The sequence below is a fragment of the Nocardioides acrostichi genome, assembly GCF_015319165.1.
Taxonomy (GTDB): domain Bacteria; phylum Actinomycetota; class Actinomycetes; order Propionibacteriales; family Nocardioidaceae; genus Nocardioides; species Nocardioides acrostichi.
This window is the reverse complement of the sequence record NZ_JADIVZ010000003.1, coordinates 427,693-439,433: the sequence shown is the minus strand read 5'-3', so window position 1 is coordinate 439,433 and position 11,741 is coordinate 427,693. Positions and strand designations below refer to the sequence as shown.

Annotated in this window: 13 protein-coding genes and 1 pseudogene; 7 read left to right on the top strand and 7 right to left on the bottom strand. The window is 71.3% G+C overall.

Annotated features, from left to right (window positions below):
• Positions 1 to 156: pseudogene (locus ISG29_RS20810) on the top strand (IS481 family transposase); the annotation flags it as partial.
• An 84-nt stretch (positions 157 to 240) separates the two neighbouring features.
• Here ISG29_RS20810 and ISG29_RS09835 read toward each other — a convergent pair.
• The 3 genes from ISG29_RS09835 to ISG29_RS09825 form a co-directional block, all read right to left on the bottom strand.
• Positions 241 to 1,092 (bottom strand): DegV family protein, encoded by an 852-nt coding sequence (locus ISG29_RS09835; protein ID WP_194503230.1) that lies wholly within the window; start codon positions 1,090 to 1,092, stop codon positions 241 to 243.
• 7 nt (positions 1,093 to 1,099) lie between these two features.
• Positions 1,100 to 3,610: a leucine--tRNA ligase gene (gene leuS / locus ISG29_RS09830; RefSeq protein ID WP_194503229.1), complete on the bottom strand. Its 2,511-nt coding sequence runs from the start codon at positions 3,608 to 3,610 to the stop codon at positions 1,100 to 1,102.
• 149 nt (positions 3,611 to 3,759) lie between these two features.
• Positions 3,760 to 4,686 (bottom strand): alpha/beta hydrolase, encoded by a 927-nt coding sequence (locus ISG29_RS09825; RefSeq protein WP_194503228.1) that lies wholly within the window; start codon positions 4,684 to 4,686, stop codon positions 3,760 to 3,762.
• A gap of 24 nt (positions 4,687 to 4,710) precedes the next feature.
• On the opposite strand from ISG29_RS09825, the gene ISG29_RS09820 reads away from it, so the two are divergent.
• Positions 4,711 to 5,469 (top strand): SDR family NAD(P)-dependent oxidoreductase, encoded by a 759-nt coding sequence (locus ISG29_RS09820; RefSeq protein ID WP_194503227.1) that lies wholly within the window; start codon positions 4,711 to 4,713, stop codon positions 5,467 to 5,469.
• Between the two features lie 14 nt (positions 5,470 to 5,483).
• On the opposite strand, the gene ISG29_RS09815 is transcribed toward ISG29_RS09820, so the two are convergent.
• Positions 5,484 to 7,595: a PhoX family protein gene (locus tag ISG29_RS09815; RefSeq protein ID WP_194503226.1), complete on the bottom strand. Its 2,112-nt coding sequence runs from the start codon at positions 7,593 to 7,595 to the stop codon at positions 5,484 to 5,486.
• Between the two features lie 160 nt (positions 7,596 to 7,755).
• On the opposite strand from ISG29_RS09815, the gene ISG29_RS09810 reads away from it, so the two are divergent.
• The 3 genes from ISG29_RS09810 (at position 7,756) to ISG29_RS09800 (ending at position 9,481) form a co-directional block, all read left to right on the top strand.
• Entirely contained in the window at positions 7,756 to 8,451 is a 696-nt protein-coding gene (locus tag ISG29_RS09810; RefSeq protein ID WP_328828645.1) for an acyltransferase, read from the top strand.
• A gap of 183 nt (positions 8,452 to 8,634) precedes the next feature.
• Entirely contained in the window at positions 8,635 to 9,090 is a 456-nt protein-coding gene (locus tag ISG29_RS09805; RefSeq protein ID WP_194503224.1) for a helix-turn-helix domain-containing protein, read from the top strand.
• Positions 9,091 to 9,157: 67 nt separating this feature from the next.
• Positions 9,158 to 9,481, top strand: coding sequence for a putative quinol monooxygenase (locus ISG29_RS09800; protein ID WP_194503223.1), 324 nt, complete (start codon positions 9,158 to 9,160; stop codon positions 9,479 to 9,481).
• 58 nt (positions 9,482 to 9,539) lie between these two features.
• Here the strand turns inward: ISG29_RS09800 and rpsN are convergent, their stop codons facing one another.
• The 3 genes from rpsN to rpmB are packed head-to-tail and all read right to left on the bottom strand — an operon-like array spanning position 9,540 to position 10,255.
• Positions 9,540 to 9,845: a 30S ribosomal protein S14 gene (gene rpsN, locus ISG29_RS09795; protein WP_194503222.1), complete on the bottom strand. Its 306-nt coding sequence runs from the start codon at positions 9,843 to 9,845 to the stop codon at positions 9,540 to 9,542.
• Between the two features lie 3 nt (positions 9,846 to 9,848).
• The gene (gene rpmG, locus ISG29_RS09790) at positions 9,849 to 10,019 is read right to left on the bottom strand and encodes a 50S ribosomal protein L33 (RefSeq protein ID WP_194503221.1); all 171 of its coding nucleotides are present in this window, start codon (positions 10,017 to 10,019) and stop codon (positions 9,849 to 9,851) included.
• Positions 10,019 to 10,255, bottom strand: a complete 237-nt coding sequence (gene rpmB / locus ISG29_RS09785; RefSeq protein WP_194503220.1) for a 50S ribosomal protein L28 — start codon at positions 10,253 to 10,255, stop codon at positions 10,019 to 10,021. Before rpmB ends, rpmG begins: the two co-directional genes overlap by 1 nt.
• A 55-nt stretch (positions 10,256 to 10,310) precedes the next feature.
• Here rpmB and ISG29_RS09780 point away from each other — a divergent pair, with 55 nt between their 5' ends.
• A complete protein-coding gene (locus tag ISG29_RS09780; RefSeq protein WP_194503219.1) occupies positions 10,311 to 10,589 on the top strand; it encodes a type B 50S ribosomal protein L31 in 279 nt (92 codons plus the stop codon).
• Positions 10,586 to 11,686: a GTP-binding protein gene (locus ISG29_RS09775; protein ID WP_194503218.1), complete on the top strand. Its 1,101-nt coding sequence runs from the start codon at positions 10,586 to 10,588 to the stop codon at positions 11,684 to 11,686. Before ISG29_RS09780 ends, ISG29_RS09775 begins: the two co-directional genes overlap by 4 nt.
• Positions 11,687 to 11,741: the final 55 nt, after the last annotated feature.

Here is an 11,741-nt window from a genome sequence, read left to right as displayed (position 1 = left end):
ACCCTGCTTGAGGAATGGGCCTACGCCGAGACCTACACCTCAGAAGCCGCTCGCGTCGCGGCGTACCCAGCCTGGCTCCATCACTACAATCACCACCGAGGCCACACCGCACACCGAGGCAAGTCACCAATCACGCACGTGCCCAACGTCCCCGGGTTCAACAGCTGGCGCTCCTCACGGCTCAACCACCGGCGGACACGCTCGTCGCTAGCGCTCCTCACGGCTCAACCACCGGGACGGTCAGGCGGGGGCCACGCAGACGGCGATCATGCCGGGGCCGACGTGGGCGCCGAGAACGGCGCCGATCTCGCCGCACCAGACCTCGCGGCCGTCGAGGTGGTCGACCAGGCGATCGGCCAGGTCGTCGGCGAGGGCAGCAGCCTTGTCGGGGTTGGCGAGGTGCGCGACGCCGATGTCGACCGGGCGCTCACCCGCCGCCTCGGCGGCCAGCTCCGCCAGCCGGGCGAGCGCGCGGCCCGAGGTGCGCACGCGCTCGAGCGACTCCACACGCCCGTCGGCGATCTGGAGCAGCGGCTTCACTGCGAGTGCGCCGCCGAGCAGCGCGGCCGCAGCACCCACCCGACCGCCCCGGCGCAGGTACTCCAGGGTGTCGACGTAGAAGAACGAGCGCGTGGCCAAGGCGCGCTCCCGCGCGACCTCGGCGGCGTCCCCGAGCGACGCACCACCGCGCGCGGCCGACGCGGCGGCGAGGGCCGCGAAGCCCGTGCCGATGCCCACCTGACGGCTGTCGACCGCGACGACGGGTACGGACGCCTTCGCCGCGGCCAGCTGGGCGGACTCGTAAGTGCCGCTCATCTCCGCGGAGAGGTGCACCGACACGATGCCGGTGGCTCCACCGGCGACCAGCCGTTCGTAGGTCTCCAGCATGGCCTCGGGCGAGGGTCGCGACGTCGAGACGGGTACGAACTCCTTCAACGCGAGCGCCACGCGCTCCGGGGTCGCGCCGTCGTCACCCTCGTCGAGCACCTCGGCACCGATGACCACCTGGAGCGGCACGGTCTCGACGCCAGCGTGCCGCGCGACGTCTGCGGGCAGGCTGGCGGTCGAGTCGGTGACCACCACGATGCTCATGACCGGCTCACACCACCACGTTGACCAGCTTCGGCGTACGCACGATCACCTTGCGCACCGTTGCTCCGTCGATGGCCCGGACGACGGCGGCGTCGGCCAGGGCCAGTGCCTCCAGGTCGGTCTCGGAGATGTCGGGCGACACCTCCAGCCGCGCCTTCACCTTGCCCTTGACCTGCACCACCGCGGTGACCGAGTCCTCGACCAGCAGCGCCTCGTCGACCTCGGGCCACGAGACCTGGGCGACCGAGGGCTCGTGGCCCAGCCGTTCCCACATCTCCTCGGCGGTGTAGGGCGCGACCATCGACAGCAGGATCGCCACGACCTCGACGGCCTCGCGCACGGCGGGATCCTCCCCGCCGCAGCCGGAGTCGATGGCCTTGCGGGTGGCGTTGACCAGCTCCATGGTGCGGGCGACCAGCACGTTGAACCGATAGCTCTCGACCAGTCCCTCGGCCTCGCGCACGGTGCGATGGGTGGCTTGGCGCAGCGCGGTGTCGCCGCCCTCGGGCGAGACCCCGACCTCGGAGGTGACGTCGCCGGCCAGCCGCCACGCCCGCTGGAGGAACTTCAGCGACCCACCGGGAGACATGTCGGCCCAGTCGATGTTGTCCTCCGGCGGGCTGGCGAACACCAGCGTCAGCCGCACGGCATCGACACCGAACTCGGCCAGCTGCTCGCCCAGGTTGACGCCGTTGCCCAGCGACTTGCTCATCTTGCGGCCGTTGTTGATCACCTTGCCCTGCGAGAGGTACGCCGAGAACGGCTCGCTCCAGGTGATCAGCCCGGCATCGCGCAGCACCTTGGTGAAGAAGCGCGCATAGAGCAGGTGCAGCACCGCGTGCTCGTCGCCGCCGATGTAGAGGTCGATCGGACCCCACGCCCGCGCCAACGCCTCGTCGAACGGCGCGGTCTCCAGGTTCGGCGAGACGAACCGCAGGAAGTACCACGAGGAGTCGACGAAGGTGTCCATCGTGTCGGTGTCGCGGCTGGCGGCTCCCCCGCACGACGGGCAGGTCGTGGCGACCCACTCGGCGGCGGCGCCCAGGGGTGAGGTGCCCTGCGGGCGCAGGTCGGCACCGGTCAGCTCGGGCAGCTCGACGGGCAGCTGGTCGGTGGGCACCGGCACCTCGCCGCACGCCTCGCAGTGCACAATCGGGATGGGCGCGCCCCAGTAGCGCTGTCGGCTCAGCAGCCAGTCGCGCAGCCGGAAGTTCACGGTGCCGCTCCCGGTGCCGCGCTCGGCCAGGATGTCGATCGCGGCCCGGATGCCGGCCGCCTTGTCGCTCACGCCGTCCAGCGGACCCGAGTTCACGTAGGTGCCGTCGCCCGTGGTGGCGACGAAGGTCTCCTGCGGGTCGGGCTCCCCCGTGTCGACGACCATGCGTACCGGCAGGTCGAAGGCCTTCGCGAAGTCCAGGTCGCGCTGGTCGTGCGCGGGCACGGCCATGATCGCGCCGGTGCCGTAGTCGGCCAGCACGTAGTCGGCCGCCCAGATCGGCAGCCGCTCTCCGCTGACCGGGTTGATCGCGTACCGACCCAGGAACACCCCGGTCTTGGGCCGGTCGGTGGCCAACCGGTCGATGTCGGAGGCCTTGCGCACGTCGTCGACGTAGGCCTCCAGCGCCGGGCGCTGCTCGTCGGTGACCAGGGACGACGCCAGCGCGGCGTCCGCGGCGACCACCATGAAGGTCGCGCCCCACAGGGTGTCGGGGCGGGTCGTGAACACGGTGATCGGCTCGGCCACCTCACCCTCGATCTCACCCTCGATCTCACCCTCGATCTCGAAGGTCACGTGCGCACCCTCGGAGCGACCGATCCAGTTGCGCTGGGCGTTGACGACCTTGGCGATCCAGCTGTCCTGGAGGTCGTCTAGGCAGTCGTACAGCTCCTGGGCGTAGGCGGTCGTGCGGAAGTACCACTGGGTCAGCTCCCGCTTGGTGACCACCGCACCGCACCGCTCGCAGGTGCCGTCGGCCAGGACCTGCTCGTTGGCCAGCACGGTCTGGTCCTGCGGGCACCAGTTGACGGCCGAGTTCTTGCGGTAGGCCATGCCGCGCTCGTGCATCAGCAGGAACAGCCACTGCGTCCAGCGGTAGTACTCGGGGTCGCTGGTGTGCAGCCGGCGCGACCAGTCGAAGCTCACGCCGTAGCGCTTCATCGACTCGTACTGGGTCTCGATGTTGGCGTAGGTGTAGGTGGCGGGGTGGGTGTCGTTGCGGATCGCGGCGTTCTCGGCCGGCAGCCCGAAGGAGTCCCAGCCCATCGGGTTCAGCACCTCGTAGCCGCGGAAGCGCCAGTAGCGCGCGATCACGTCGTGCAGCGCGAACACCTCGGCGTGACCCATGTGCAGGTCACCGCTCGGGTAGGGGAACATCGTCAGCGCGTACTTCTTCTCGCGCGCACCGGAGAGCACGGCGTCGTCGTCGGCGCGGAAGGGGTCCAGCCGGTCCCACACCGGCTGCCACTTCTCCTCTACTGCGCGGACGTCGTAGGTCGTCGCGTCCTGCTCGTCGCTCATCTGCTCGTCTCTCTCATGTGTCGATCCGGCCTGCTGTGGTGAGGGCACAAAAAAACCCCTCGGGCACGAGGGGCAGCCGCGTCGATGCTGTGCGTGTCGACGCGGCTAGGTAAGGAGCAGGCTCCGGCGCATGCCGCCATGGTAGCGCCTCAGCCGGACTGCTCCCCCACCACTTCGGCGAGGAACGCCAGCTGCGCGGCCAGGCACCGCTGGAAGGGCTCGCCGCGGTAGATGTCGAAGTGTCCCGCCGTCTCACGGTGCACCACGACCCGCGTACCCGCACGGGTGGCCCGGGCCGCCACCTCCTCGACCGAGGCGACCGGCGCCACGGAGTCGTCCTCCGCGATCACGAGCAGCATCGGCGCCTGCACCCGCGCGGCGAACCGCACCGGCCGGTTGAGCGGGATCAGGGGCACTCCGGCGGCGTCGAGCTCGTTGCGGAAGCTCGGGCCCGCGATGGAGGAGTAGCCGGACTCGCTGTCGGCCGACGTCATCGCGGCCACGGTGCCCGGCGGGCCGAAGACCGGCATCGTGATGCGACGGCGTGCGACCCGGCCCAGCAGGCCGCGGGTGCCCGCGAGACTCACGCGGGCGAGGCCGCGCAGGCCCGCGTACTCGCGGATCAGCAGGACCGCGGCCAGACCGTCCATCGCGGCCCCCTGGCTCATCACACCGGCCAACCGGCCGTCCTGCGCGGCGACCGGCAGCACGTGACCACCGGAGTACGAGCTGCCCCACACCACGAGGCGCTCGGGGTCGACGCCCGACAGCGCACGGGCGTAGGCGAGGGCCGCGTGGTAGTCCTCGCGGTGGCGGCGATGATCGACCATCTGGCGGGGCGTGCCCGTGGAGTCGGCGAACCCTCGGTAGTCGAAGACGAGCACGTCGGCGCCCGCGGCGGCGTAGGCCTCGGCGTACGGTGCGAGCCCGGAGTCGCGGGTGCAGGCGAAGCCGTGGGCCATGACGACACACGGCCGCCCCGCGTCGGTGGTCCAGGTGGCGCTGGTCGCCGGATAGTGCCACGCACCGAGCTGCTCGCCGTGGCTGGGGATCGAGACGTCGCGTCGCTGGCTCACCCCGCTGACCCTAGGGTGAGCGGCATGACTCTGGACATGTTCTCCTTGGACGGCAAGGTCGCCATCGTCACCGGCGCCTCGAGCGGGCTGGGCGTCGCGTTCGCGCGGGGTTGTGCCGAGGCGGGCGCCGACGTCGTGCTCGGCGCCCGCCGCGTCGACCGCCTGAAGGACACCGCTGCGCTCGTGGAGGCAGCCGGACGACGTGCCCTGGCCGTCGAGACCGATGTCGCCGACCCCGCCTCGTGCGAGAACGTCGTGGCCCTGGCCATGGAGGAGTTCGGCCACGTCGACGTGCTGATCAACAACGCCGGCATCGGCACCGCCGTCCCGGCCACGAGGGAGACGCCCGAGCAGTTCCGCGGTGTCATCGACGTCAACCTCAACGGCTGCTACTGGATGGCGCAGGCATGCGGCCGGGTGATGGGCGAGGGATCGTCGATCATCAACATCTCCTCCGTGCTCGGCCTCACCACCGCCGGGCTCCCCCAGGCCGCCTACGCCGCATCGAAGGCAGGACTCATCGGACTCACCCGCGACCTCGCGCAACAGTGGATGGGACGCAAGGGCATCCGGGTCAACGCGATCGCGCCGGGCTTCTTCACCTCCGAGATGACCGACCAGTACCCACCGGGCTACCTCGAGGGCCAACAGCAGCGCATCCCCGCCGGGCGCAAGGGCGACCCCCGAGAGCTCGCCGCCACCGCGGTGTTCCTCGCCTCACCGGCCGCCGGCTACATCACCGGCCAGACGCTGCCCGTCGACGGCGGTATGACGATCGCCTGACGTCGGCGCACGACTCAGCGGTTGCGGTAGGCCACACACACCGAGGGCCGGGGGAAGTCGTCGGTGTGGGGCCAGGTCGAGACTTGGTCCTCGAAGGTGGCTCCGTCGACCTCGCCGGGGTGCTGGACGGCGAAGAAGAGCGAGCGCGAGGAGTCGGCGATGAGCGGGCCGCAGGCCTCGGCACCGACCGGCATCGTCACGAACTGCTTGACCAGGCCGCGCTCCGGGCCGGCGACTGGCACCCGGAAGATGCCGTCGTTGGAGCCCAGCGCGTTGCCGTCGGTGGCGATCCAGAGGTTGCCGAGGTCGTCGAAGGAGACGTTGTCGGGGCAACTGATCGGGCTCACCTGGGACTTGTCGAAGCCGGCGAAGTAGGTCTCCGGCGCCTCGGGATCGCCACACACGAGCATGAGATCCCACCCGAAGGTCGTCGACGCATGGTCGCGACCCTGGGGCGAGAGCTCGAGCACGTAGCCGTTGCGGTTGCCGGACGCCGAGGTGAGCGGCGCACCGATCGAGGCACGCACCATCGACGAGTCCAGCGGATTGGCCTCGTCGACCGGGAAGCTCGAGCCGCGGCGTGAGTTGTTGGTGAGCGCGGCGTAGACCTTGCCGTTGACCGGGTTGGGCTCGACGTCCTCGGGGCGGTCCATGCGGGTGGGGCTGACCTTGTCGGCCGCCAGCCGGGTGAACACGAGAACCTCCTCGACGCTCATGCCCTCGACGAACGACTCGGTGTCGGTGCACAGCGGCAACCACTCGCCGGTGCCGTCGTAGACGCCGTCCTCGGCGCCGTCTCCGGTCAGGCGCGCCACGTAGAGGGTGCCTTGGGTGAGCAGGCGCTTGTTGAAGGCCCGCGCCCGCTGGCCGGTGCCCGGGCGCATCCTCTTCGCCGAGACGAACTTGTAGAGGTAGTCGCCGCGCTCGTCGTCGCCCATGTAGGTCACCGCGTGACCGTCCTTCGACAGCGCCACGTTCGCCCCCTCGTGCTTGAACCGGCCCAGCATCGTGTGCTTCACCGGCGCCTCGTCGGGGGCGTAGGGGTCGAGCTCGACGACCCAGCCGAAGCGGTGCGGCTCCCGCGGCTCGACGGAGAGGTCGAATCGCTCCTGCACCGCGCTCCAGCCACTGCCCGCGCCGGTGATGCCGTAGCGGGCGTAGGCCTCGGTGTAGCGCTCGTCGAGCGACTCACCCTCGGGCAGATCGAAGTAGGAGTTGAAGTTCTCCTCCCCCGACAGCACCGTGCCCCAAGGCGTGGTGCCACCGGCACAGTTGTTCATCGTGCCGAGCACGGTGACGCCGTCGGGGTCGGCGGTGGTGCGCAGCAGCTCGCTGCCCGCAGCCGGCCCGGCGAGGCGGAACGGGGTGTCGATGTGCACCCGGCGGTTGTGGGTGGCCCGGGTCAGGTTGCCCACCCGGCGCCAGTTGCCCGGCTGCACGCCCCGCTTGATCTCCACGACGGACATGCCGTAGTTGGCCATCGAGATCGCGGTCGCGGTCGTCTCGTCGTAGAGGCCGGTCGGGAACATCAGCTCGGGGTCGGTGTACTCGTGGTTGACCACGAGCAGTGACCGGTCACGCCGGTCGTTGCGGTGCTCGACGAGCGGCAGGACGCCGACGTAGTCGCAGTTGTAGCCGAACTGCGTCTTCGCGGCCGCCACGCTCTGGTTCCGGACGTCGAACTCGGGCGCTCCGGCCAGCACGGGGTCGCCCCAGCGCATGACGACGTCGTGCTCGAACCCGCGTGCCGTCGTCACGGCGTCCCGCCGGTTCGGGGCGACGGGGCGGAAGTCGACCTTGGCCAGCTCGTACTTCGGACGCTTGCCCCTCGGCTTGGCTGCGGCCTCGCTCGCCCGGGGCGCGCCCGGCGAGGCGGCAGCCGGTGCGCTCGCACCCAGGCCCAGCACCAGCGCCCCCGAGCCCCACGCCGCTCCCTTGAGCAACGCCCGGCGCTCGACGACCTTGCGGATCTCCTCCCCCACGTGCCCGGCATCGGAGCGGTTGGGCTCGGCGTGGTCGCAGGCGTTGCCGCACCGGTACCGGCAGGTCATGAGGCTCCGCGAGCCGTGCCGGGTGGGGGCGAGCGAGAGCAGGCGGCGTCCGCCGGGGGCGGGGGTCTGGGTCATGGGGATCTCCTCCGGTTCGACGTCGCGCCCGAGTGGGCGACGAGCGAGACTGAAGAGAAGCCAAGAAGACTCAGCGAACAGCCGGGCACACGTGCCGTGTCGAGAGGGCGACGGATCGGTGAACGGAGCACACGACGAGAACGTGTTCTACCCTCACCGGGTGGCGAGTCTCCCGTCGTACGTCCCGCGGCCGGTCGGTCGCGCCCTCAACGCCGCCCTGCACGCCGGCCTGGCCGTCGTCGACCGGGTGGGCGAGATCGCACCCGGCACCCGCGCGGCGGCCCGGTTCGGATCCTTCGGCCAGGGCACCAGCATCGGGTTCCCACCCGCGACGCTGATGAACACCGGCGCCATCCACCTCGGCTCCGACACCCTCATCGGCCGGCACGTCACGCTCTCGGCCGGCTACGGCCCCCTCGACGAGCGCGACCTCGAGCGCACCCTGGTCATCGGGGACCGCTGCGTGATCGGTGCCCGGTGCAGCTTCGCCGCGCACGAGCTGATCGAGATCGGCGACGGCGTCTGGTTCGGGCAGGACGTCTTCGTGTGCGACGCCAGCCACGGCTACCGCGACCCGCACATGCCGATCGGCGAACAGTTCGGCGCCCACGCGCCGGTGCGCATCGGGTCGGGCACCTGGATCGGGCACGGCGCCATCGTGCTGCCGGGCACCACCATCGGGTGCAACGTCGCCGTGGCGGCCGGTTCGGTCGTGCGTGGCGAGATCCCCGACCACAGCGTCGTGGCCGGCGTCCCGGCGCGCGTCATCCGGCGCCTCGAGAACGGCGTGGGCTGGGTCGGCGCCCACGGTGACGTGCGCGAGGTGCTCGACGGCCGTATCGGCGCCACCGGCTGAGCGGCGGCGCGATCCACCGCGACACGCGCGCCCGCGGCCGTCAACTCGGGTGGTTCCCTTCGCCCGGCCGGGCCGGGGCCCGGAGGGGCCATGCCAGGGGTTCTCTGACGAGTCGTCCTGGGCGTCGGCGCGTACGGTGGATGGCCTCGGGAGCCCACCACCGCCGACCTCGGGAGCCCCTCGATGACCGACGACCCGCTCGTCGCCGCCCTCCAGGACGCTTGGGGCGAACTGTGGCTCCAGTCCGACGTCTACCTCGCCCACTGCGCGCAGCGGCTCTCACCGGGCCTCACACGCGAGGCCATGGAGCTGCTGCTCACGCTGCGCCGCGACGGGCCGCTGGCCGCCGTACACCTCGCCGGGCGACTCTCGGCCTCCCGCAGTGACGTGGAGCGCATCACGGGCGACCTGGTCGCCCGGGGCCTGGTCGAGCTCGACGGCACGCTCGTGCGCCTGACCGAGCACGCCGAGGACGAACTGGATCTCGCGCGAACCGAGCGAGACGGTCTCCTGCGCGACGAGCTCATGACGTGGCCGATCGAGGACCGCTTCACCTTCGTGCGGCTCCTGGCCCGGCTGGCCCACCGCGACGATCTCGTGGCCGAGGTGGCGATGCTGCGAGTCGGGCGCGGCGGGTGAGGGGCCCGACTCCACCGGCGTCCTACGGTGGGAGGACCGACCAGCCCCTCACACCCGGAGGCCCCCGTTGATCTTCATCACCGCCCGATTCCAGGTGAAGCCCGAGCACGCCGACGCCTGGCCCGAGATCAGTGCCGCGTTCACCGAGGCGTGCAATGCCGAGGAGGGCTGCCTCTGGTTCTTCTGGTCGCGCTCGGTGAGCGACGAATCCGAGTACGTGCTGGTCGAGGCATTCCGCGACGCCGAAGCCGGCGCCGCGCACGTCAACAGCGAGCACTTCAAGAGAGCGACCGCCGAGTTGCCCGGCTACCTCGCGGCGACGCCGCGCATCGTCAACTGCGAGGTGCCGGGCACCGCATGGTCCGAGCTGGGCGAGATGGCAGTCTCCTGAGCAACGGGCCCCGGCGACCGGGGCACGACGGCCCGCCGTCGGGAGACCTGACCGACACCTACCAGCTCGACTTCGTGACGCCCGGGAGCTCACCGCGATGCGCGGCACCGCGCAGATTGATGCGAGAGAGACCGAACCTGCCCACGTAGCCGCGTGGGCGCCCGTCGATCTGGTCGCGGTTGCGAACCCGGGAGGGACTGGAGTCACGCGGCAGCCGGGCCAGTTCGCGCCCGGCCGCCTGACGCTGGTGGAGTTCGAGCCGTGGATCGCGCGACGCGGCACGCAATGCGTCTCGCCGCTCGCGGTAGCGCTCGACCAGGATCTTGCGTCGCTCGTTGGCGACGATCTTGGAGGTCTTCGCCATGGCTCAGCGCTCTTCCTTGAACTCGACGTGCCGGCGCACCCTCGGGTCGTACTTGCGCAGCACCAGCCGATCGGGGTCGTTACGGCGGTTCTTGCGCGTGACATAGGTGTAGCCGGTGCCCGCGCTCGATCGCAGCTTCACGATCGGCCGCGTCTCGGAGCCCCGCTTGGCCATCAGATCCGCTCCCCTCGAGCCAGCAGCTGTGCGACGACCGCGTCGATGCCGCGCCGGTCGATGGACTTGATGCCGCGGGCGCTCACCCGCAGGGTCACGTGTCGCGAGAGCGAGGGCACCCAGTAGCGCTTGGTCTGCAGATTGACGTTCCAGCGGCGCTTGGTGCGCCGGTGCGAGTGCGAGACGGCGTGGCCGAAGGTGGGCGCGGCCCCCGTGACCTGGCAGATACCTGACATCCGATTCTCCCGTGTAGAATGATAATCGTTCTCAATAAGCCTACCGGGAGACCTCGTGCGACCTGACTTCCACCCCGCCTACGACCACGTCGTGTTCCGCGACCGCAGCGGCGCGGCCTCTTTCCTCACGCGCTCCACCCTCGCCGGGCGACTGCCCCCGGACCACCCACGCGTCGCCTGGGAGGACGGGCGCAGCTACCCGGTCGTCGACGTCGACGTCACGAGCGCCAGCCACCCCTTCTGGACCGGCCAGGGTCGCGTCGTGGACACCGAGGGCAGGGTGCAGCGCTTCCACCGGCGCTACGCCGCGCTCCCCCAGGAGGGCGAGCGATGATCGCGCAGCCGCGACGCGCCCCGCGCACCCCCGTGGTCGTGATCAGCGGCATCGACGCCGCCGCGATGCTCTCTACGAGCATGTCGGTGCAGCTGGGCAGCCCCGGCTGCGTGGCCGTCCAGCACGTGATCGACCCGGATCGCCAGGTGCTCACCCGAGTGGTCGGCGATCTGACCGGCGTGATCGAGCGGCGGGAGATCGAGCTGGCCCACGCGTGCGTCTCGTGCGCCATCCGGGAGGACATCGTGCCCACCTTGGAGCGGCTCGCCGCCTCGGGCCGGTGGGACGGCATCGTGGCCTGCCTCCCGGTGGCGGCCGAGGCCACGCAGGTGTGTCGCGTGCTCGGCCGCTCGGCGCGCCAGGCGCCCCACGTGGCCATCGCGGCTGTCGTCGCGGCCCTCGACGGCACCACGGTCCTCGACGACCTGCTCGGCGACCACCTGCTCGTCGAGCGGGGGCTGGCGACCTCCCGAGACGATCGCCGCGGCGTCGCAGAGGTCGCCGGCGCGATGGTGGAGTACGCGGACCTGGTCTGCCTCACCACCGAACCGGCCCAGGTGGAGCGCGAACTGCTCGCGACCCTGGCACGCCCTGCGGTCTCCTCGGTGAGCGACCCCTCGCTCGTCGACGCCGCCGGACTGATGGCCGGCGTGCATCGGCACCAAGATGCCGAGGCCTGGGTGGCCGAGGTGCGCCGCGGCATGCTGCCCGAGCCGCCGGGCACCGAGGTCTGGCGCCTGGACCTGGTCTCCGACCGGCCCGTGCATCCGCTCCGGCTGCACGAGGAGATCGAGATCCTGGGCGGTGGGCCGCGCCGCACCCGAGGCTGCTTCTGGGTGCCCACCCGACCCGACACCGTGTGCGCGTTGGACGGCGCCGGCGGACAGGCCAGCGTCGGCTCCACGCGCGCCTGGGGCCGCGAGCGGCCTCTGACCCGGATCACCGTCGTGGGCCTCGACGACACCCGTGCCGAGATCGCCGCCGCGTTCGACCGCTGCCTGCTCACCGACAAGGAGATCGCCACGCGGGGCCGGACCTGGCGCGAGTCCTGGGACGGACTGGAGCCCTGGCTCGGACCGATCGAGGAGGTCGCCTGACACTCGCCCACTCGCCCACTCGCCCGCTCGGCCGCTCCCCCGCCCGGCTACCCGG

What these genes read in the sequence shown, in the direction of transcription:
- ISG29_RS09835 (WP_194503230.1), bottom strand. Translation starts at nt 1,092, where the DNA reads ATGAGCATCGTGGTGGTCACCGACTCGACCGCCAGCCTGCCCGCAGAC.
- leuS (WP_194503229.1), bottom strand. Translation starts at nt 3,610, where the DNA reads ATGAGCGACGAGCAGGACGCGACGACCTACGACGTCCGCGCAGTAGAG.
- ISG29_RS09820 (WP_194503227.1), top strand. Translation starts at nt 4,711, where the DNA reads ATGACTCTGGACATGTTCTCCTTGGACGGCAAGGTCGCCATCGTCACC.
- ISG29_RS09815 (WP_194503226.1), bottom strand. Translation starts at nt 7,595, where the DNA reads ATGACCCAGACCCCCGCCCCCGGCGGACGCCGCCTGCTCTCGCTCGCC.
- ISG29_RS09805 (WP_194503224.1), top strand. Translation starts at nt 8,635, where the DNA reads ATGACCGACGACCCGCTCGTCGCCGCCCTCCAGGACGCTTGGGGCGAA.
- rpsN (WP_194503222.1), bottom strand. Translation starts at nt 9,845, where the DNA reads ATGGCGAAGACCTCCAAGATCGTCGCCAACGAGCGACGCAAGATCCTG.
- rpmG (WP_194503221.1), bottom strand. Translation starts at nt 10,019, where the DNA reads ATGGCCAAGCGGGGCTCCGAGACGCGGCCGATCGTGAAGCTGCGATCG.
- rpmB (WP_194503220.1), bottom strand. Translation starts at nt 10,255, where the DNA reads ATGTCAGGTATCTGCCAGGTCACGGGGGCCGCGCCCACCTTCGGCCAC.
- ISG29_RS09775 (WP_194503218.1), top strand. Translation starts at nt 10,586, where the DNA reads ATGATCGCGCAGCCGCGACGCGCCCCGCGCACCCCCGTGGTCGTGATC.